This window comes from Rhodococcus artemisiae (assembly GCF_036327795.1).
Classification (GTDB): domain Bacteria; phylum Actinomycetota; class Actinomycetes; order Mycobacteriales; family Mycobacteriaceae; genus Rhodococcus; species Rhodococcus artemisiae.
Genome location: NZ_JAUTXY010000001.1, coordinates 700,556 through 721,395, shown reverse-complemented (window position 1 = coordinate 721,395; position 20,840 = coordinate 700,556). Strand labels below are relative to the sequence as shown.

Sequence of the window (20,840 nt, the reverse complement as noted above, 5' to 3'; positions counted from 1 at the left end):
ACCTTGAAAAATAATACGTTCTTCTTAACGGAGGCTTCATGACCACCATCCCATCTCGGAGCGCCGCCGCGGCGCTCGCACTCGCCGCGGTGCTCGGCGTCGGAGCATGCTCGGACCCGGCTGCCGAGCCCGCGGAGTCCGGCGCTCTCGCACCTGGCTCGCTGATCACCGACCGGCCGTTGACCACAGCGGCGGCGCTTCCCAGCGCTGAGCGCACCGAACTGATCACCTATGTTTCCGAAGGTTCCGATGGGCGTCCGACGCTGGTCTCGGGCACCGTCGCAATCCCGAAGGGCGAGGTACCCGAGAGCGGATGGCCCGTGATCAGCTGGGCCCACGGCACCACTGGCGTCGGCGACGCGTGTGCTCCGTCCGCGGACACCGTGGGCGGCCCCGCGCACTCCTACGTCGCACGGACCACCGAAATGCTCGACCGGTGGGTCGCAGACGGCTACGCGGTGGTCCAGACCGACTACGAAGGCCTCGGCACTCCGGGGGAACACCCGTACATGAACGGCGACAGTGCAGCCAACTCCGTCGTCGACATCGTGCGTGCAGCGCGAGAGCTGGAACCGGCCGTCGGCACCAGTTGGGTTGCCATGGGGCACAGCCAGGGCGGACACGCCGCGCTGTACGCCGCGGCTGTCGCAGCCGACCGCGCCCCCGAACTCGACCTCGCAGGGGTCGTGTCGATGGCTCCGGGCAACCGCACCAGCGACACCGCCGCCTATTTCGCCAGTGGAGGCCCGGGGATCGAGGCGGCAGTGCCGTTCCTGCCCGTGCTGTTGATCGGCGCCGAAGCAGCCCGGCCGGAGTTGAGCGCCGATGCCATGCTCACCGACGCCTCGCGTGTATTGCTCACCGCGGCGCGCACCGGATGCATGGACGACGTGCGGGCAGCGGCCGCGGCGGTCCCTGCCGATCAGGTCCTGGCGCCCGACGCAGACCTGGAGGGCTTGGCCGCGTACTACCGGACCCAGGAGCCGGGCGAGCTCACGCCGACCGTCCCCACGTTCGTGGTCCAGGGGACCGAGGATGTGCTGGTGGGCCGCCCGCTCACCGACCAGCTCACCGAAGGCCTCTGCGCGAACGGCTCGGACCTGACCTACCAGGTCTACGAGGGCGCCGACCACCGCGCTGTCCTCGAGGACTCCTTCGATGACGTGCGTGCGTTCACAGAAGGCGTGCTCGCCGGCGAGGCTATCGAAACTACTTGCAGCTGAACGGATTCCGTCAGAGCACCGACCCGGTGTAGACGTTCATCGAGTCGTCGCGCAGGAAACCGATCAACGTCAGGCCCGACTCCTCGGCCAGGTCGACGGCGAGCGACGACGGCGCCGACACCGCCCCGAGCGCGGGTACACCGGCCATCACGGCCTTCTGCACGAGCTCGAACGACGCGCGACCACTGACGACGAGGACGCTGTCGGAGAGCGGCACCCTGCCTTCCGACAGCGCCCATCCGAGCACCTTGTCGACGGCGTTGTGCCGGCCCACGTCCTCCCGTAGCTGCACGAGCGACCCGTCGATCGTGAACAGCGCGGCGGCGTGCAGGCCGCCGGTGGAGTGGAACACCTTCTGCTGTCGATGCATCAGATGGGGCAACTCCGACAGTGTGCGCGCGGAGATCTCGACATCGCCGCGCAGCGGAAACCGGGTGCGGGTGCGTACCTGGTCGAGGGATTCCTTGCCACATACCCCGCACGCAGACGTGGTGAGGAAATTCCGTGCACCGGCGCCGTCGGGCACCGCGACACCGGGGGCGAGCTGGATGTCGAGCACGTTGTACGTGTTCGCGCCGGTGTCGTCGACGCCGTCGCAGTACCGTGCGATCGCAATGTCGTCGCGACTGCCGATGATTCCCTCCGCAAGCAGGAAACCGTGAGCGAGCTCCACATCGTTCCCAGGGGTGCGCATCGTGACCGTCAACGCCTGTCCGTCGAGCCGGAGCTCGAGAGGCTCCTCGACGGCAAGCGTGTCGGGGCGCCGGGTCGTGCGATCCGCGGTGATCCGCAGGACGGCACGACGTGTCGTCACACGGCCCATGCCGAATCCTTCGTTGCTGCAGGTTCGAGTCGCACGGTGATCGCCTTCGAGGCCGGGGTGTTGGATTTCTTCGCCACGTGGCCGAGCGGCACAAGCGGGTTGGTCTCGGGATAGTAGGCCGCGGCGTTGCCCTTCGGCGTGCTGTAGGCGACGACGCGGAAGCCGTGGACGCGACGCTCCTCCGGTGTGCCGTCGGGCCCCGTGAACTCGGAGATGATGTCGACGAGATCACCGTCGCGGAATCCCAGGCCGGTGATGTCGTCGGGATTGACCAGAATGACCCTGCGTCCGCCCTTCACACCGCGGTAGCGGTCATCGAGGCCGTAGATCGTGGTGTTGTACTGGTCGTGGCTGCGCATCGTCTGCAGGATCAGCCGGCCCTCCGGGGTCGGTACCCATTCCAGTTCGTTGACGGAGAAGTTCGCCCGCCCGGTGTCGGTGTGGAACTGCCGACTGTCGCGCGGCGGATGGGGGAGTGCGAAACCGTCGAGCTGTCGCACGCGGGTGTTGTAGTCCTCGAATCCCGGCACCACTCGTGAGATCGAGTCGCGGATGAGGTCGTAGTTCGATTCGAACCGGCTCCATGGCACCGGATGATCCGGCCCCAGCAGGGCGCGGGCGAGCTGGCATACGATGGCCACTTCGCTGCGCAGGTGCTCGGATACCGGCTTCAGTCGTCCGCGGGACAGATGCACCATTGACATCGAATCCTCGACGGACACTTCTTGTTTTCCGGTTTCCTGGATGTCGAGGTCTGTGCGGCCGAGAGTGGGGAGGATGAGTGCGGTGCGCCCGTGGACCACGTGGCTGCGATTGAGTTTCGTCGAGACCTGCACGGTCAGTGCGCAGTTGCGCAACGCGATCTCGGTGGCTGCGGTGTCGGGTGTGGCCGAGACGAAATTGCCTCCCATTGCCATGAACACCGATGCCTGCCCGTCGCGCATCGCACGGATGGAGTCGACGGTGTCGAGCCCGTGTCGGCGCGGAGTCTCGATGCCGAATTCGGTGTCCAGTGCGGCGAGGAACGCGTCGGGCATCTTCTCCCAGATACCCATCGTGCGGTCGCCTTGGACATTGGAGTGTCCGCGCACCGGGCACACCCCGGCGCCGCGCTTACCGATCATGCCGCGGGCGAGCAGTAGGTTGACGGCTTCGCCGATCGTCGCGACGGCGTGTGTGTGCTGAGTCAACCCCATCGCCCAGCAGATGACGGTGCGCTGCGAGGCGATGAGTTCGGCGGCAGTGTCGCGTAGTTGAGCAAGTGTCAGGCCGGTCGCCTCGACCACGATGTCGAGGTCTACGTTCCGGATATGGGTTTCGTAGTCGTCGAAGCCCGCGCAGTGAGTGTCGACGAAGGGGCGGTCGATGACCGTGCCGGGCGCCGCATGTTCGGCTTCGAACAACAGTTTCCCGAGCCCCTGGAACAGGGCCATGTCGCCGCCGAGGCGGATCTGCAGGAACTCGTCGGCCATGTCCACGCCGCGGCCGACGATCCCGGACACCTTCTGAGGGTCCTTGAACCGCTTCAGCCCGGCCTCGGGCAGGGGATTTATCGCGATGATCCGCGCGCCGTTCGACTTGGCCTTCTCGAGGGTCGAGAGCATGCGCGGATGGTTGGTACCCGGGTTCTGGCCGGCGATGAGGATGAGATCGGCGGCTTCGATGTCGGGCACCGACACCGAGCCCTTACCGATCCCGATCGAGTCGGTCAGTGCGGTACCGGATGACTCGTGGCACATGTTGGAGCAGTCGGGCATGTTGTTCGTGCCGTAGCTGCGAATGAGCAACTGATACAGAAATGCTGCCTCGTTGCTGGTGCGGCCCGAGGTGTAGAAGACGGCCTGGTCGGGCGAGGGTAACGCTTTCAGGTGCTCGGCAACCACCCGGTACGCGTCGTCCCATCCGATCGGTTCGTAGTGGCTCGCGCCGCCCCTCAACACCATCGGGTGGGTGATGCGGCCCTGTTGTCCGAGCCAGTAGTCGGTCTTGGTGGCAAGCTCGTCGACGGAGTGCTGCGCGAAGAACGCGGGTGTCACCGTCCGTAGGGTGGCTTCCTCCGCGACAGCCTTCGCCCCGTTCTCACAGAACTCCGCAGGCTTGCGGTGCCCGGGAGTCTCCGGCCAAGCACAACCGGGGCAGTCGAAGCCGTGACGCTGGTTGAGTCGGGTCAACGTCTTTGCTGTGCGGATCGCGCCCATCTGCTCGTATGCACGCTCCAATGAGACGAGTACCGCGGGAACACCCGCGGCGTAGTCCTTCGGGTGCGAAACCTCGAGGTCGGACTCGTCGATGTCCGCATCGGGACCGTGTCGCATCATTCCTCCATACTGGCCTGCCGGTACGAGAAGGTCACGTCCGGCCATTGAGCGCATGCATGTACGAGACGGAGGTTATGCGCGAAATGTCGACAGATTTCGCACACAACCTCCGTCTCGGTGGGTGCTCCGCATGGTGATCGTCGTAAGCTGCGATCATGACCGTCACGGTGCGGGCCGCCACACGCAGCGACCTCCCTGCTCTCGCCGCCGTCTTCGCAGACGCCTTCTTCGACGACCCGGTCTTTTCGTGGATGTTCCCGGACGACGGCAGCCGAAGCCGTCGCTCGGGACGATTCTTCGAGGCCGAAGCCCGTCACCACATGCTCGCGCTCGGCGGAACGGAGATCGCCGAACTCGACGGGCGGGTCGGTGGTGCGGCGATGTGGGCTCCGCCGGATCGATGGCGCGCGCCGATGGGTGCGACGCTGCGGATGATGCCGGGGCTACTGCGGGCCCTCGGTCGGCACGCCGCCCGGGGTCAAGCGGTGGATGATGCACTCGAAGCCGCACACCCCGAGGAGCCGCACTGGTACCTGTCGACGATCGGAACGGCGTCCTATGCGCGGGGCGCGGGATGCGGCACGGCGTTGTTGAAGTCTCGGCTCGATCGGATCGACGCCGAGCACGCGCCTGCATACCTCGAATCCAGCAAGCAAGAGAATGTTCCGTACTACGAGCGGTTCGGATTCACCGTCACCGGTGAGATCCGCATCCCTCGCGGAGGTCCTACGCTGTCGGCGATGTGGCGCGAGCCGCAGTGACAGGGGTGCGGTAGCGACGGCGGAAATTCTCCTCCCGCCCCGCGGGTTTCCTCGCGTCGACGACCCGAGGAAACCCATGGAGGCGGAGGAGAGTCCCATCGAACGTATTCGGACTGGCGACACCACTTGCGGGAGTACGGTGGGTACACACTGCGCCGAGGTCAGGAGTCGTCGTGCCGAAGCTGGAGATCAAGCGCAAGTCCGAGCTCTCCCGGAAGGAAGTGTCCGATCGCCTCATCGCGCTCGGGCATGCCCTTGCCGGCGGCTCCGAGGTAGAAATGGGCTCAGGCGGTGACTCGATCGAAATCGTCGTCGCCGACAGGGTCCAGTGGGAACTCGAGATAGAAGTCGACGGCGACGAGATCGAAATCGAGATCGAGATCAGCTGGCGTGATGATCCGCCCGCGGAATCGGCGTCCGAGTCGCAATCGCATTCGGCGACAACGCCTCCGGCTAAAGCGGTGCGTCGTGGGAGGCCGCGCAAGAGCGCAGCCAAATGAACGGTGAACCCGATCGAATCCTTGCTGGGTAAGATCCGATCGGGTTCGCAGCCGCTCCTTCTCGGTTGCCCGGATTGCGTTCGCGGCCGGGTGCAATGGAGGAATTCTCTCGTGCTACGCCATTTCCGGTACGTGCAGATGCGCGATGGCGAGTTCGAACTGGTGGGTGGCCAGCACCTGCGCGCCCGCCTCGCGAACCCCTGCATCGCGGATCGCGTCGACGCGCTCTCTGTTGTGTTCCATTGCCTCCGCGCTGTCGAACGTCAGCGACGACACACCGCGGCCGGAGGCACGATCGAACATCAGAGCTGCGCTGCAGAACCCGTCGAGCTCCTCCATTGCGGGCAGCCCGGCCATCTTCCAGACGTCGATACCGCGGTCGATATGTGCCGGCTCGGTCTTGATCCACGTGACGCGGCAGCAGGCCCCGCGCTCGGAATGGTGGTCGCGGTGCATGACTGCGATCTCCCACCGGGAGACTTCCGTGGTGCCGTGGAAGACTTCGGCAGCGTCGTGACGCAATGTCTGCACCGGTCCTTCGCCGGCACGTAGTGATTCCTCGTCCCGCCACGAGCTGGTTGCGATGCACTGACCGGAGTTGCGATCGATCAGCAGGGACATTCCGAGGCAACCGTCGATGTCGGTCAGTGCAGGCATCACGATGTCGCGTACGTGCTTGATCCCGGCGTCGATGTAGGACGGACGGGCATGAACGGTGGTGGAGCGTGCGAACATGATCGGCACCCTTCTGTCAGGGCGGCGCCGACACGGCGCCGCCGGTCGTTTCCTATGTTCACACTGCGCCTACGTTCCGCTGAAGGCAATGGGCAGTAGCTGTTCCTTGTGGTGAGCAATCTTCACAGCTGTGAGCGAGGCGCGCGTCGGGATGGCGGGCTCCGGTGAGATTCGGCCTCTGCTCAGTGTGTCGCCATCTCGACCCTTCGACGCTCGGCCTCAGGCACGCCGCCACCCTGGGCGAGCTCAATTCGGAGATCCCGCAATGTGCCGGTGAATGAGAACCTTCCTCTCCGGGCGATCTCCTCCGTGACCGGACTTCCCCGGTCGACGCCGATATCGAGCTGCTCGTTCATGGAGAAGATCGCGCGCACGGTGCGTCCGAGCCGGCCCTGCGCAACAGGCCGGCCACGTCGTTCGACGGGCGGGCCTCTACGCAATCGCGGAGTTGTATCCGCCGTACCTGTTGTGATTCTCGTCCCTGGCGACCAGGGTGTACTGCGGCGCAGCTGCTTTGCTGCCCGAGAACGGGGGGTAGGAGACCGAGTAGATCGCGGCGTAGACGTAGCGCGAGTCCTCGTTCGAAATCGTGGACCACACATGCGTTCCGGATTCGATGCCGACTTCGACGGCTCCGCGGTAGAGCTCGCCGTCCCGGTCGTTCAGGCTGACGAACTTGTCGACCTTGGATATCGCATCTGCCGCGCCGGGCGTGAGCGCCACTGGGAAGCGCGTTGTCGACGACGATCGGACGGTCAGGGTGGGAGAGAATCAGCCCTCGGGTAGCTGGTTGTAGTTCCGACGACCTTTCACATTGGACACAGCGGTTTTCGCCGCAGGTGTACGAGGAGAGGAATTCCCATGGCAATCCAGTTCGCGACCCCGTCGATAACAATTCCGTTGGGTACGGGACGCAGAAGCATCCAGTCGACGGTGTCGTTCTCCGGCCGTGTCGTTCGTGCAGGCGTGGCCCTCAACGGGTTCAAGATCGACTACGACGACGATGACCATCACATCAACATCGTCGAGGTCGACACGGACCTCGTGCGGATCTCGGGCGGCACGGTTGTCTTCAACGTCGAATGCCAATACGCAGACAAGAACTTCGACGACAAGTACAGCGGCTATGTCACGGCGCTGATCATCGCTGAAACGGCCTGAACCGGCCGGGCCGGGTTGCCGACGGCTCGCTGCCGTCGGCAGCCACACCGCACCGCTCGGCCGTGCGGCGAGGCAGTGCCGCACCCGCCGCTCGCTCATCCGCGCATACGCGGCGAGCGATGCCACCGACGGGCAGGCGTCCTCCCCGGTGCGGCTACTCGGTCGGCACTACTTCGCCGCCGGGGAGTTCGGTGCCGACACGCCGGGACTCACCGGTGACCGCCGGGTCGGGACGGTCGGCCTGGTCGGTGGCCGCCATCTGCAGACCGTTGAGGTCGGTGCGGAACTGGATCACGTTGTAGCGGTCCCAGGTGGTGGCGACGAAGTCGAGGTACTGGCCGCTGGTCCACGGGTGCATGAATCCGCCGTACAGTGACGGCACGAGGACGCCCGACAGGATCGTCTGGGTGCCGCTCCACGGCCCCTCGGGTCGGTCGGCCTGCCGGATGACGAGAGAGTTGGTGGCATCGGTATACATGGCGACGTATTTGCCGAGGTAGTCGTTCCACTGCACGGACAGTTCGCTGACGGGCGAGGGAATCACCGGAACCGCCTGCGCCAGTTCGGGAACCCACGTGGTTCCGTTCCAGTACGTGTACGCGGCAAGGTTCTCGATATCGGCCTCGGGCACCCGCGCGAGCAATGCACTGCCGTGCCTGCCGGACGGCGTCCCGTACTCGTAGACGAAACCGTCGCCGGGCTTGACGAACGCACTCTGCTGGAAGTCGGCGTTACGGGCATCGACATTGGGGACACCAGGCAGGTCGATCGGGACGTTGGCGCGCACGGTGAGCGGATTGGGTGTCCAGTTCTCGCCGTTGTCGGTGGACGTCCAGAGCGCCGAATACAGCGTGGTCCAGGAGCCGGGCTCGTCCCACGACTGGACGCCCATGACGCGCATGTACTGGACACCGTCCACTGCGACGGCGGCGGTCGGGATGACGGTGTACTCGCCGGGTATGCCGAACCCGGGAATGATGGCCTTGGAGTTGTTCGGCCCGTCCAATGGGGACGAGTCGATGCGGATGCCGGCACCGATGTCGGTGGTGGAGCTGCGGAACAGGACATTGGACCGCCAGTCGTCGCCGTCGGCGTCGCAGTCGCCGACGGTGTCTCCGAACGCGATCAGCGTGTGTCGCGCGCCGCCCGCACCGTCGTTGTCCCACATGATGCCGAGGTCGGTGCCGGAGACGTTGAAACGGTCGATGGTGTCGTTCGGGCTGCCTGGGCCCGTCATCATCTCCACGGCCTGCGTGCGACCCGTCAGGACCGGGAGCCTGCCGTCCGGTGCGCCGGTCAGCCACGGCAGGGCCCGGCCGAGCGAACTGCCTGCGCTCTGCCCGCAGGGGCCGCCCGGTGAGTCCGCGGAGCCTGAGGACCCCGGCGCGCCGGAGGATCCGGATGATCCCGAAGAACCGCCGAGCGGTTGAGCGGTGACCGGCGCCGCGACGCTCGATGCGAGCAGCAACGCGACCCCGGTCGCCAGGACCGTGCCCCGGACTCGGCGTGCGGATGTTCGGACCGGCCTGGACCAGCATGTGCGCGTGGGCATGTGCCCTCCTCGTCGTGACGTTGAGGTGGTCGCGGGACTATTCACTCCGCCCAGGAAACCATGTTTCCACTGTGACTGTTGGTGTTGGAGAGAAAATTGATTCACCAGTGTCGTGAAAATGTCGACCGCCGCGAGAGTGGAAACGACACCGTTCGATGAGTACGTCGTCCCTGGAGAGGATCGAGCGAGACCGCGCTGGGTCCATTTATTCCGTTGCAGAGGGCCGGAATGTAGTACAGGCTCGTCTCCATGCACATCTCGAGTACTGGGTCACAGCGCCGCGCCGACGCCTATCCGGATCTCGATCATGTCTACGCCCAGTGCAGTGGGCCGGGCGGGTTGCGCTTGGCCGAGTACATGGCCGACGCGATGGAACTGCGGGAAGGTGCAGCGTTGGTCGACATCGGCGCCAATCGGGGTTTGCAGACGTGTTTCCTGGCCAAGGAGTACGGCGTCACTGCACTCGCGCTCGACCCGTGGGACGATCGGGAGGACGGACGTCCGATGGTCGACCACATCGTTGACAACGCCCGCACGTGGGACGTCGGTGGCCGGGTACTCGCCTTGCAGGCAGGTGTTCCCGACACCCGGTTGGCTACCGGATCCTTCGATTTCGCGTACTCCACCACCGCACTGGAGATGATCCGCGCCATGGAAGGCGAGGCGGGATATCTTGCCGCGCTTCGCGAGATCCATCGTGTACTTGCGCCGCGCGGGGTGTTCGGACTCGGCGAACCCATGCATCTGGAGGTGCCCCTGCCCGACGACCTGCGTCCGTATGTGACGCGGGGAGAATTCTCCTGGGCCGAGTGCTTCAGCGATCTGACGAGCACCGTTGCCCACGTCGCTGCGGCGGGGTTCGAAATAGTCCATGCGGAGTACGCTCCCGATGCCACTGAATGGTGGGACGAATTCGCGCGCCATGACCCCTTCGCCAAAGCCGACCCCGACGGCGACCCGACCACTCTGCGCGTCGATGCAGGTCGATGGACAAGCTTCGGCATTGTGATTGCGCGCAAGCCCTCCACCTGAGCTCTTCGGATCGTATCGAGGCAGCCAGTGTTGACCGCGCAACCGAACCAGAGACCCGATCTGTGGTCGGTGCGTCGCTCTCGCTCCAATGCGATTTCGGGGGCAACCCGGAACCACTCGATGTTCGGGTTCGATGAGGGCGCTGGCGAACAATTGCCGAGCGGTCAGCCGATCGGGTGAGATCCTCGGCGAGCCTCATCACGGATGCTGAGGAGGCGTCAGAATTCAGATGCCGTTGACACCAGCGAGTCTGTGGGAGTGGGGGTATGGCCTGGTCATGGGAGTTGGTGGGGATCCACCGTGAGAGTGGGGAGGGGCACGGGTCGTGTCTGGGATCGCCACCATGTCTTGGGCGCGTGGGAGCGAAGGGTGTCGACGGTGCGTGCGATGGCCGCGGCGTCGCGCAGTTCCTCGCGGACTGTGGGGTTTTCGGTGTAGTGGTTGAGGGCTGCGTCGATGATTTCGGGAGCAATACGGTAGCGGCGACGATCGGTGCTGACGGTGATGATGGGCTTGCGTGGCCGTGACGGGTGAGCATGAAAGGTTTGGCGCTTGTCGATGCTCATCCACATGCGCGGCACGCGGGAGGAGATGACCACTCGGTGCTCGGGTTCGATGTGGACCCTGGCGAACAGGCTGTCGCTGTTGAACAAGTATGGACTGACGCTGTCCCAGGGCACCCACGCATCGTTGACGTAACCCCGTATCCGAATCCCGTCATGCCGGATGGCGATGTAGCCGGGACGGATACGACGAAGCGCCATCAGGGCAACGACTCCCACCTGCCAGCCTGAGACGATGATGATCATCAGTGTCCATCCTGAGGCAAACGGGTGGGGTCCAGGGCCGAATCCGAGATTCACCATCATGATCAGCACTGCGGTGGCCGCGGCGAGTTGCATGACGGACAGGATGTAGATCAGCCCGGACTGGCGCAGCATGAGGGCGGGAACATCCTGGTCGGTACCGACGGTGATGTCGGCGAACCGGGTTCGGGGACTGTACATGAGGAAGCCGGAGATCGGATAGATGACAGAGAAGATCCCCATGGCCAGCACAAGTAAGGCCATTTCAGGAAGGACCGGGTGTCGGCCCAGGAGAGCGTTCTCGATGACGGCCCCGATCAGGAGCCCGAGGGTCATGAGCGTCCAGTATCCGGTGATCAGGGACGCACCGTAGACCAGTCGGCTTCCGTATGCTGCGAATCGGGTGTGTTCGTCAGAATGCATTCGTGTGTCCTTCTCTTAGCTCACCAGCCCACCGACCGCGACCCCGAGATCTTTGAGGGAGATTGCGGCTTCGACCAATTCGCTGCCGCCGGCGTCGAGTGTGCTCATGATGCCGGCCGAGGAGTCTTCGTAGAGATGGTCGACCCCGCCTGAGGCGAAGATGCCGACCACTGTCCCGGCCAGCGCGCCGCCGAGGGTGCCGACCCCGGGAAATGCTGATCCGATCAGTGCTCCAGCGGCAATCGAAGTCGCGAGGCCGGCGGAGTTGGAGACCACGGCTTGCTCGAGTGATTCTCCACCGCCGTAGTAGTCGACACCGACACCGGCGACGAGGCTCAGCGCTCCCACGCCGACGGTCATCCTCCCCGGAACGTCCGCCAGCTGTGCGTGGCGTGTAGTGGTTGCGGCGAGATCGTCGGCGGTGCCCTGAGCTACCCCGTAGAGCCGCCGCACCTCGTCGTACGGCGTCCCGTCGGGTAGGTCGAGCACATACTGCATCGACCGCAGAGATTGCCGCGCGAAGCCCTCGGCCCTTTCTGCGAGACCTTGCACCGTCTTCTTCAATTCTGCGGTCAGGTAATCGAGTCCGGTACTGGTGGTGAACGACGCGGCCCACGATTCACTCGCCCATCGGTTGGCGACTGCGGCCACCTCACGCGCCCAGCGCGCGTGAATGTCCTGCGCCGCGGCTGCGGCGTCGTTGTACGCGCGGAGGACGGTCTCGTCCGAATCGGGGGCGGGATCGGCAATGGTGTTGCACACCAAGGACAATCCCGAGGCCGCGGCTCGTCGCAGAGCTCCGCCATATCGGTGAGCACCGAAGCCGAGGCGGCGGCGATCTGATCGAACCGACCTGCAATGTCGAGGACCTCGTTCTGGAAGCCGTCGATGGAGTGGACGAGATCAGTGGCCACTCGAAGGAACTCCTCGGACGCATCACCGTCCCACGCATCGCCGGCGATCCGACGGGCGGCGGCTGCGTCGTCCCCTGTGCTCTCGACAGCGGCCGCAAGACTTCGGCGGACCCATTCTCCGATCCGGGAGATGTCTGCGGGATCGCCGTCGATGAATGTGTCGATCGGCATCGGATCACTCGTCCATGTCGGACAGGCGGGCCACGAGGTACGCAGCAGTGTCGTCGTCGGTTCGGCGGTATGCGGCCCCGCATCCGCCGAGAACCATCCCACTCGAACCGAGTGTCGCGACGAGACCGGCGAGGTCGGCGGCCACCTGCGCGAGCATTCCGTTGAGTGCGCCCGTCGCGGCACCTGCGCGCACCGAATCGGGGAGATGTCGACCGATATCGGCTGCAGCATTGGCGGATGTTTCGTATCGTTCTGCGGCACGGTCGAGTTCGTCGGGATCGACGTACAACGTCATCGCGTGGCCTGCGGCGTCGGTGTGTTCCCGTTGTGGTACGCGCCCCGGTGTTCGTGCTCGGGGATCTCGATGTCGAGCACGAGCACGTCCCATGAGTACACCTCGCGCAGTCGTGGGAGTAGCTGCGCGGGAACGACAAGCCAGGGTTGCATGTCGCCGCAGCAGGACACCGGACGATCGAGGGCCGTGTAGGCGAGCAATGCTATGCGGCCGTCGCTGAGGTATCTCAGATCGACGACGGCATCAGCCGGGTCGGAAACCGCCTGGGCGCACAGAAGATACAGATACGGCGGCAGCACCGGTGGTGCGTCGGTCACGATGATCCCCCCATGATCGTGTCAGCAAATGCTCGACCCCCCCAGGCCGAACACGTCGACGCCGACAATAGCAAGATCGATTCCCGACCGGGCAGCAAGACGCGATACGTCGTGTGCGCTCGAGGTATCAAGGGCTACCAAGAGCACGCACGGGTGCAGCTACGCGCCCTGCCAGACCGTGTCGAACGGGGTGTGCGCCGACACGCGACCCTTGATGCCGTTCGTGACGAAATCCTTTGCGGCCTTCACTGCCTCGGCTACCTCGGTGCCCTTCGCGAGCTCCGCGGTGATGGCAGCCGCGAGCGTGCATCCGGCACCGGACACGCGTTCGTTTCCGACCTTCGGGGCGGTCAGGAGGGTGATGTGCTCGCCGTCGAACAAGACATCGACCGCTTCGTCGCCGGGCAGCTCCACGCCGCCCTTCGCGACCACATACTTCGGGCCGAGATCGTGGATACGGCGCGCTGCTTCCGTCAGGTCTTCGACGGACTCGATGGACGCCATCCCCGACAGTGTCTGGGCTTCGAACAGGTTCGGGGTGATCACCGTCGCGTGCGGCAGGATCTGCCGGCGCAATGCGTTGTCGGTGTCGAGTGCAGCACCGGGTTCCTGACCCTTACAGATCAGGACCGGATCGAGCACCACGTGTCGCCAAGAGGATTTGCCCAGCCCGTCCGCGACGACGTCGATGGTCGCGGGTGTGCCGAGCATTCCGATCTTCACGACATCCATGTCGTGCGCGGACGTGGCGGCCTCGATCTGATCGGCGATGACCTCGGCGGGCACAGGGAAGAAGCGGTGTCCCCAGTTGTCCTTCGGATCGAACGAAACGATGCACGTCGCTGTGCCGACGCCGTACACCCCGAGCTGCTGGAACGTCTTGAGGTCGACCTGCAGGCCTGCGCCGCCGGTCGCTTCCGACCCGGCGATGACATATGCGAGATCGACCACTGTACGTTCTCCGTTCGATATCGGGGAGACGAAACCCGAACTGTCTCGTCGAACGACCAGGTTACAACCGACGACCGGACGCCCGGTGATCACGTCTCTCAGAGCGTCCGCACGGTGCCGGGTGTCACCTGCTGACGAGCTGCGACGCCACTGCGGTGCCCGCGGCGACGACGCCGACCGCCGGCCAGGCCCCGAGCTGCTTCGCCAAGGGATGGGACGCGCCGAACGCGCCCAGATAGGTGGCGACGAGCGCGGCGGTGCGGGCAGGACCGCTCGTGCGTGCCCACTGTGTCCCACACACGGCGCCGACGACGCCGAGCACAGTGCCCCCGAGCGGACGGTTACCTGTGCGACGTGCGACGGCGTAGCCGCCGACGAGTCCGCCTGCGGCGAGGGCGGACACGGCGGTCTTGCTCAGGGCCATGGGATCTCCTTACAGCGTGTTCGTCCAGACGGGGTGTTCGTCCGGCTTTCCCTTCACGGTAGCCCCACTGCGAAATTGTCCCTCGCCACGATCGTCACCGTCTCGGCCGAGTCGATCGAACGGCGTGACTCGTGCCGGAGTTCTCGGACGCGCTCTAAGGTTCTGGGCATGACGGCCTTCGACGACCTCGACGACTACCTTGCGCTACCGCGTGCCACGAGGCTCGTGATGTCGCCCGACGGTGCCCGGCTGGTTCTCGCGCAATCGACTCTCGACGACACGGCGACCTCGTACGTCGGTGCGCTGTGGGAGATCGACCCGCTGGGCGGCGAACCCGCCCGCCGGTTGACACAGGGAGAGAAGGGGGAGTCGAACCCGACTTTTACCGCGCGCGGCGATCTGCTGTTCACCGCCGCCCGGGGCGGGGACGACGAGCCGCCCTCATTGTGGCGTCTCCCCGCTGCCTGTGGTGAGGCCGAGAAGGTGGTCGCTCGCAACGGCGGGATTGCGGGAGTGCATGCTGCCACGCGCGCAGACCGGATCGTGCTCGCCGCGAACGTGCTCGGCCACAGCGACACCGACGACGAACGCGTCCGCGCTGCCCGCAAGGACCGCAAGGTCTCGGCCGTGATGCACACCGGCTACCCGGTGCGGTACTGGGATCACGACCTCGGCCCCGACCGCCCGCATCTGCTCACCGTCGGCACCGACGGCGAGCTCACCGACCTGACACCCGGTGTCCGGAGTTCGCTACGCGACGCGCAACTCGACGTCGCCGCCGACGGCTCGTTCGCGGCGTCCACCTGGGTCGTGGCCGGGCCTCTCGCCTCGCGACGCACCACCCTCGTGCGGGTCGACCTGACCACCGGACTGCGCACTCCGCTCGTCGACGACGACACCGGCGACGCAACACACCCGGCGCTCTCGCAGGACGGGACCAAGCTCGCATATCTACACGAATCGCTGAGTGATCCGGACACACCGCCGCGGATCACACTGCGCATCCTCGACGTCGCCGACGGCATCACCACCGTCGAAGCACGCGACTGGGACCGCCGACCCACCTCGATCGCGTGGCTGCCCGATGGTGCGGGTCTCGTTCTGACCGCCGACGAGAAGGGTCGAGGCCCTATCTTCGTGCTGCGGTCCGGAACCGATCGTCCGGAACAGCTCACCCTCGATGACGCCGCGTACACCGATGTGTCCGTCGCACCGGATGGCTCGACGCTGTATGCGCTGCGTGCGTCCTATGGGGCGCCACCGCATCCCGTGCGTGTCGCGCTGACCGGCCCCGACGCCGGAACGGTGACACCGCTGCGGGTACCCGCGGAACTACCGGATCTGTCAGGGCGACTCACCGACATCGTCTCGACGGCCGACGACGGTACTCCCGTGCGCGGGTGGCTGGCTCTCCCGGACACCGCGACGGCGGATGCCCCGGCGCCGCTGCTGGTGTGGATCCACGGCGGGCCGCTGAGCAGTTGGAACACGTGGTCGTGGCGATGGAATCCGTGGCTGCTGGTCGCGCGCGGCTACGCGGTGCTGCTGCCCGACCCGGCGCTGTCGACCGGATACGGCGACGACTTCATTCGCCGCGGATGGGGCCGTTGGGGCAAGGAGCCCTACACCGACCTCATGGCGATCACCGACACCGTCGAGGCTCGCCCCGACATCGACGCCGCGCGTACCGCCGCGATGGGTGGATCCTTCGGTGGGTACATGGCCAACTGGGTTGCGGGGCACACCGACCGCTTCCGGGCGATCGTCACGCACGCCGGCCTGTGGGCTCTCGATCAGTTCGTCCCTACCACCGACGTCGCGTGGTATTGGCAGCGGGAGATGACACCCGAGATGGCCGTCGAGAACTCGCCGCATCTGTATGTCGCCGACATCGTCACGCCGATGCTCGTCATCCACGGCGACAAGGACTACCGTGTGCCGATCGGGGAAGCACTGCGCCTCTGGTACGAGTTGCTCAACGAATCCGGTTTGCCCGCCGAGGACGACGGCACCACCGCCCACCGTTTCCTGCTCTTCCCCAACGAGAACCACTGGGTGCTCAGCCCACAACACACCAAGATCTGGTATCGGGCCGTCGAGGCATTCTTGTCCGAACACGTCCTCGGTGCGCCGATCGAGCTGCCGGAGGTCCTCGGGTGAGCCCGGAAGGCACTCCTCGGGCCGTGTCCTGGTGATTTGGGCCATCCGCTTACGATTGTCGGGTGACCAGTGCGCCAGAGAACCCGCAGAACCCCGCCGACGCCCTCCCCAAGAGCTGGGACCCCAGCGCAGTAGAAGGTGAGTTGTATCAGGGCTGGGTCGACGCCGGGTACTTCGAGGCCGACCCGGCGAGCGACAAGCCGGGATACTCGATCGTGCTGCCGCCTCCGAACGTCACCGGCAGTCTGCATATGGGCCACGCGCTCGACCACACGCTGATGGATGCTCTCACGCGCCGCAAGCGGATGCAGGGCTACGAGGTGCTGTGGTTGCCCGGCATGGACCACGCCGGCATCGCGACGCAGACCGTGGTCGAGAAACAACTCGCGGTCGACGGCAAGACCAAGGAAGACTTCGGCCGCGAACTGTTCATCGACAAGGTCTGGGACTGGAAGCGTGAGTCCGGCGGCACCATCCAGGGCCAGATGCGACGCATCGGTGATGGAGTGGACTGGTCCCGCGACCGCTTCACGATGGACGAGGGGTTGTCCCGCGCCGTACAGACCATTTTCAAGCGGATGTACGACGACGGCCTCATCTACCGCGCCGAGCGACTCGTGAACTGGTCACCGGTGTTACAGACCGCGATCTCCGACATCGAGGTCAAGTTCGAAGAGGTCGAGGGCGAACTCGTTTCCCTGCGCTACGGATCCCTCGACGACGACGGACCTCACGTCATCGTCGCGACCACTCGTGTCGAGACGATGCTCGGCGATACCGCGGTGGCCGTCCACCCGGACGATGAGCGCTACAAGCACCTCCTGGGCACCACCCTCGAGCACCCGATCACCGGCCGGCAGATCCCGATCATCGCCGACGAGTACGTCGACCCCGAGTTCGGTACAGGCGCCGTGAAGATCACCCCGGCACACGATCCCAACGACTTCGAGATGGGCCTGCGGCACAACCTGCCGATGCCCACGATCATGGACAAGACCGGCAAGATCGCCGACTCGGGCACCCGATTCGACGGCATGGACCGCTTCGAAGCCCGCGTCCGGATCCGTGAGGAACTTGCCGAGCAAGGCCGCGTCGTCGCCGAGAAGCGCCCCTACCTCCACAGCGTCGGACACTCGGAACGTTCCGGCGAGACCATCGAGCCGCGCCTGTCGATGCAGTGGTGGGTCAAGGTCGACGCCCTCGCCAAGTCCGCGGGTGACGCTGTGCGCGGCGGCGACATGGTGATCCACCCCAAGAGCCAGGAACCGCGCTGGTTCGACTGGATCGACAACATGCACGACTGGTGCATCTCGCGTCAGCTGTGGTGGGGTCACCGCATCCCGATCTGGTACGGCCCCGACGGCGAGGTCGAGTGCTTCGGCCCCGACGAGACAGCCCCCGAGGGCTGGGAGCAGGACACCGACGTGCTCGACACGTGGTTCTCCTCGGGTCTGTGGCCGTTCTCCACCATGGGCTGGCCGGCGCAGACCTCCGAGCTCGACAAGTTCTATCCCACAAGCGTTCTCGTCACCGGCTACGACATCCTGTTCTTCTGGGTCGCCCGCATGATGATGTTCGGCACCTACGTCTCCGGTGACGAGGCCCTGGGCGGCGGTGAGGGCGGAACGGTTCCGTTCAAGGACCTGTTCCTGCACGGCCTCGTTCGCGACCAGTTCGGCAAGAAGATGTCGAAGTCGCGCGGCAACGGTATCGATCCTCTCGACTGGGTAGACCGGTTCGGCGCCGATGCCCTGCGCTTCACCCTTGCGCGCGGTGCGAACCCCGGCAGCGATCTCGCGGTGGGTGAAGACCACGCGCAGTCGTCCCGGAACTTCGCGAACAAGCTGTTCAATGCGACCAAGTTCGCGCTGATGAACGGCGCGGTCAACGGGGAACTTCCTGCACGCGATGCTCTCACCGACGCCGACCGCTGGATCCTCGATCGGCTCGAACAGGTCCGCACCGAGGTCGACGAGGCATTCGACCGCTACGAATTCTCCAAGGCCTGCGAGGCGCTCTATCACTTCGCGTGGGACGAGGTCTGCGACTGGTATCTCGAGCTCGCCAAGGTCCAGCTCGCCGAGGGCAGCGCCCACGTGGACGGCACCAAGGTCGTCCTCGGTACGGTTCTCGACGCACTGCTGCGCCTGCTGCACCCGGTGATCCCGTTCGTCACCGAGACCCTGTGGAAGGTGCTGACCGGCGGCGAATCCCTCGTGATCGCCGAGTGGCCGGCGGCATCCGGTGTCGTGGCCGACGCCGACTCCTCCCGCCGGATCGAAGATCTGCAGAAACTCGTCACCGAGATCCGCCGTTTCCGTAGCGATCAGGGACTCAAGCCGTCGCAGAAGGTCGCGGCCCGCCTCGTGAGCGTCGATTCCGCTGATCTCGAGGCGCACGTCCCGGCTGTGCAGTCGCTGGCGCGGCTCACCCCACCGGAGGGCGGTTTCAGCGCGTCGGCATCGATCGAGGTGCGCCTGAGTCGCGCCACTGTCACCGTCGAGCTCGACACCTCGGGCACGATCGACATCGGCGCGGAGATCGCGCGTCTGCGCAAGGACCTCGCGGCAGCGGAGAAGGAACTCGCCGGTACGACGGCCAAGCTCGGCAACGAGGCCTTCCTGTCGAAGGCGCCTGCGCCGGTCGTCGAGAAGATCACGGGCCGCAAGCAGATCGCCGAGGAAGAAATCGCCCGCATCACCGCGCGGCTGAAGGAGCTGGGGCAGGCATGAGTGCCGACGACAATCCGGCATCCTCGGATCGGCCGGAGGCGCCGTCCCCGGTCGACCTCGCGGAGTTGACGCTGGTCGAAGCGGAACTCGACCAACGCTGGCCGGAGACGAAGATCGAGCCGTCGCTCGCCAGGATCGCCGCGTTGATGGACATCCTCGGTTCGCCGCAGAACAACTACCCGTCGATCCACGTCGCGGGGACGAACGGCAAGACCTCGGTGGCCCGGATGATCGATGCGCTGCTGACCCGGATGCAACATCGGACCGGTCGGACGACAAGCCCGCACCTGCAGATCGCCACAGAACGGATCAGCGTCGACGGCGCCCCGATCTCGCCGCGCATCTACGTCGACACCTACCGCGACATCGAACCGTATGTCCGGATGGTCGATGAACAGTCCGAGGCTGCGGGCGGTCCGAAGATGAGCAAGTTCGAGGTGACCACCGCGATGGCCTTCGCGGCGTTCGCCGATGCGCCCGTCGACGTCGCCGTCGTCGAGGTGGGACTGGGCGGACGCTGGGACGCCACGAACGTCGTCACCGGTCAGGTTGCCGTGATCACCCCGATCGGCATCGACCACACCGGGTATCTGGGTGAGTCCCTCACCGAGATCGCGGGGGAGAAGGCCAGGATCATCAAGAAGGCACCCGAGGACGGGCTCGTGCCCCGCGACACCGTCGCGATCATCGCGCAGCAGGAACCCGAAGCGATGGATGTGTTGCTGCGGCAGGCTGTCGAGGCCGATGCTGCGGTCGCCCGCCAGGGCTCGGAGTTCTCCGTAGTGCGCCGCGCTGTCGCGGTCGGGGGGCAGCAGATCGATCTGCAGGGGCTCGGCGGTCTGTACACCGACATCTTCCTGCCGCTTCACGGCGAGCATCAGGCGTTCAATGCATCACTCGCCCTTGCCGCCGTCGAAGCTTTCTTCGGGGCAGGCCCCGACAAGCAGCTCGACGTCGACACCGTGCGCGAAGCCTTCGCGTCGGTCGTCAACCCGGGCCGCCTCGAACGGGTGCGGAACGCCCCGACAGTGTTCCTCGACGCCGCGCACAATCCGCACGGCGCCAAGGCCCTCGCCGCAGCGCTGGCAGGAGAGTTCGATTTCCGCAAGCTCGTCGGCGTGGTCAGCGTGATGGTCGACAAGGACGTCGCGGGGCTCATCGAGGCACTCGAGCCGGTACTCGACGAGATCGTGGTTACCCACAACGGTTCGCCGCGCGCCATGGACGTCGATGATCTCGCTAACGTCGCAGTCGCGCGTTTCGGTGACGAACGCGTGGTCACCGCAGGGAACCTGCCCGATGCGATCGAGACCGCCATCGCGATCGCGGAGGAGGTCGGCGAGCCGGGCGAAGCGGTGTCGGGCGCCGGCGTCGTAGTGACCGGCTCGGTCGTCACTGCCGGAGCGGCGCGCACACTTTTCGGAAAGGACCCTGCGTGAGCAGCGATAACCCAAGGGCTGGGGACAACCCTACGTCCGGCGACAACTCCGAGCTCTCCGACGGCAACGAGACGGCGCAGGCCGGCGCCGAGACCCCGGAGTT

The 20,840-nt window shown here is 65.8% G+C and carries 20 protein-coding genes; 8 read left to right on the top strand and 12 right to left on the bottom strand.

Annotated features, from left to right (window positions below; all coding sequences use genetic code 11):
* The first annotated feature begins 38 nt into the window (after positions 1 to 38).
* A complete protein-coding gene (locus Q7514_RS03515) occupies positions 39 to 1,223 on the top strand; it encodes a lipase family protein (protein ID WP_330131841.1) in 1,185 nt (394 codons plus the stop codon).
* Positions 1,224 to 1,233: 10 nt separating this feature from the next.
* On the opposite strand, the gene fdhD is transcribed toward Q7514_RS03515, so the two are convergent.
* Together fdhD and Q7514_RS03505 are read right to left on the bottom strand one after the other, a co-directional pair.
* A complete protein-coding gene (gene fdhD / locus Q7514_RS03510) occupies positions 1,234 to 2,046 on the bottom strand; it encodes a formate dehydrogenase accessory sulfurtransferase FdhD (protein ID WP_330131840.1) in 813 nt (270 codons plus the stop codon).
* A complete protein-coding gene (locus tag Q7514_RS03505; protein ID WP_330131839.1) occupies positions 2,034 to 4,364 on the bottom strand; it encodes an FdhF/YdeP family oxidoreductase in 2,331 nt (776 codons plus the stop codon). Before Q7514_RS03505 ends, fdhD begins: the two co-directional genes overlap by 13 nt.
* 155 nt (positions 4,365 to 4,519) lie before the next feature.
* On the opposite strand from Q7514_RS03505, the gene Q7514_RS03500 reads away from it, so the two are divergent.
* On the top strand, positions 4,520 to 5,125 hold the full coding sequence (locus Q7514_RS03500; RefSeq protein WP_330131838.1) for a GNAT family N-acetyltransferase: 606 nt from the start codon (positions 4,520 to 4,522) through the stop codon (positions 5,123 to 5,125).
* A gap of 173 nt (positions 5,126 to 5,298) precedes the next feature.
* The gene (locus tag Q7514_RS03495; protein ID WP_330131837.1) at positions 5,299 to 5,625 is read left to right on the top strand and encodes an amphi-Trp domain-containing protein; all 327 of its coding nucleotides are present in this window, start codon (positions 5,299 to 5,301) and stop codon (positions 5,623 to 5,625) included.
* 114 nt (positions 5,626 to 5,739) lie between these two features.
* On the opposite strand, the gene Q7514_RS03490 is transcribed toward Q7514_RS03495, so the two are convergent.
* The 3 genes from Q7514_RS03490 to Q7514_RS03480 all read right to left on the bottom strand — a co-directional run bounded on the left by Q7514_RS03490 (position 5,740) and on the right by Q7514_RS03480 (position 7,083).
* Complete coding sequence (locus Q7514_RS03490) at positions 5,740 to 6,369, bottom strand: hypothetical protein (RefSeq protein WP_330131836.1); 630 nt, start codon at positions 6,367 to 6,369, stop codon at positions 5,740 to 5,742.
* Between the two features lie 173 nt (positions 6,370 to 6,542).
* Entirely contained in the window at positions 6,543 to 6,716 is a 174-nt protein-coding gene (locus Q7514_RS03485; protein WP_330131835.1) for a hypothetical protein, read from the bottom strand.
* A 76-nt stretch (positions 6,717 to 6,792) separates the two neighbouring features.
* Positions 6,793 to 7,083 carry a hypothetical protein gene (locus Q7514_RS03480; protein WP_330131834.1) on the bottom strand — a complete coding sequence of 97 codons (291 nt, stop codon included), beginning with the start codon at positions 7,081 to 7,083 and terminating at the stop codon, positions 6,793 to 6,795.
* Positions 7,084 to 7,221: 138 nt separating this feature from the next.
* Here Q7514_RS03480 and Q7514_RS03475 point away from each other — a divergent pair, with 138 nt between their 5' ends.
* Complete coding sequence (locus Q7514_RS03475) at positions 7,222 to 7,521, top strand: hypothetical protein (RefSeq protein WP_330131833.1); 300 nt, start codon at positions 7,222 to 7,224, stop codon at positions 7,519 to 7,521.
* Between the two features lie 154 nt (positions 7,522 to 7,675).
* Here the strand turns inward: Q7514_RS03475 and Q7514_RS03470 are convergent, their stop codons facing one another.
* Positions 7,676 to 9,073 carry a DUF4185 domain-containing protein gene (locus Q7514_RS03470; RefSeq protein WP_330131832.1) on the bottom strand — a complete coding sequence of 466 codons (1,398 nt, stop codon included), beginning with the start codon at positions 9,071 to 9,073 and terminating at the stop codon, positions 7,676 to 7,678.
* 249 nt (positions 9,074 to 9,322) lie between these two features.
* On the opposite strand from Q7514_RS03470, the gene Q7514_RS03465 reads away from it, so the two are divergent.
* A complete protein-coding gene (locus Q7514_RS03465; RefSeq protein ID WP_330131831.1) occupies positions 9,323 to 10,105 on the top strand; it encodes an SAM-dependent methyltransferase in 783 nt (260 codons plus the stop codon).
* Between the two features lie 275 nt (positions 10,106 to 10,380).
* On the opposite strand, the gene Q7514_RS03460 is transcribed toward Q7514_RS03465, so the two are convergent.
* The 6 genes from Q7514_RS03460 to Q7514_RS03435 all read right to left on the bottom strand — a co-directional run bounded on the left by Q7514_RS03460 (position 10,381) and on the right by Q7514_RS03435 (position 14,406).
* A complete protein-coding gene (locus Q7514_RS03460; protein ID WP_330131830.1) occupies positions 10,381 to 11,334 on the bottom strand; it encodes a hypothetical protein in 954 nt (317 codons plus the stop codon).
* Between the two features lie 15 nt (positions 11,335 to 11,349).
* Positions 11,350 to 12,096 carry a hypothetical protein gene (locus Q7514_RS03455; RefSeq protein ID WP_330131829.1) on the bottom strand — a complete coding sequence of 249 codons (747 nt, stop codon included), beginning with the start codon at positions 12,094 to 12,096 and terminating at the stop codon, positions 11,350 to 11,352.
* A 327-nt stretch (positions 12,097 to 12,423) separates the two neighbouring features.
* A complete protein-coding gene (locus tag Q7514_RS03450; protein ID WP_330131828.1) occupies positions 12,424 to 12,714 on the bottom strand; it encodes a hypothetical protein in 291 nt (96 codons plus the stop codon).
* Positions 12,711 to 13,031: an SAV_915 family protein gene (locus Q7514_RS03445; RefSeq protein ID WP_330131827.1), complete on the bottom strand. Its 321-nt coding sequence runs from the start codon at positions 13,029 to 13,031 to the stop codon at positions 12,711 to 12,713. Before Q7514_RS03445 ends, Q7514_RS03450 begins: the two co-directional genes overlap by 4 nt.
* A gap of 159 nt (positions 13,032 to 13,190) precedes the next feature.
* Positions 13,191 to 13,982 (bottom strand): bifunctional hydroxymethylpyrimidine kinase/phosphomethylpyrimidine kinase, encoded by a 792-nt coding sequence (gene thiD / locus Q7514_RS03440; protein WP_330131826.1) that lies wholly within the window; start codon positions 13,980 to 13,982, stop codon positions 13,191 to 13,193.
* A 124-nt stretch (positions 13,983 to 14,106) separates the two neighbouring features.
* Positions 14,107 to 14,406: a hypothetical protein gene (locus Q7514_RS03435; protein WP_330131825.1), complete on the bottom strand. Its 300-nt coding sequence runs from the start codon at positions 14,404 to 14,406 to the stop codon at positions 14,107 to 14,109.
* A 168-nt stretch (positions 14,407 to 14,574) separates the two neighbouring features.
* On the opposite strand from Q7514_RS03435, the gene Q7514_RS03430 reads away from it, so the two are divergent.
* The 3 genes from Q7514_RS03430 to folC all read left to right on the top strand — a co-directional run bounded on the left by Q7514_RS03430 (position 14,575) and on the right by folC (position 20,737).
* Entirely contained in the window at positions 14,575 to 16,566 is a 1,992-nt protein-coding gene (locus Q7514_RS03430; protein WP_330131824.1) for a S9 family peptidase, read from the top strand.
* 62 nt (positions 16,567 to 16,628) lie between these two features.
* Entirely contained in the window at positions 16,629 to 19,298 is a 2,670-nt protein-coding gene (locus tag Q7514_RS03425; RefSeq protein ID WP_330131823.1) for a valine--tRNA ligase, read from the top strand.
* Positions 19,295 to 20,737, top strand: a complete 1,443-nt coding sequence (gene folC, locus Q7514_RS03420; protein WP_330131822.1) for a bifunctional tetrahydrofolate synthase/dihydrofolate synthase — start codon at positions 19,295 to 19,297, stop codon at positions 20,735 to 20,737. Before Q7514_RS03425 ends, folC begins: the two co-directional genes overlap by 4 nt.
* The last annotated feature ends 103 nt before the right edge of the window (positions 20,738 to 20,840 follow it).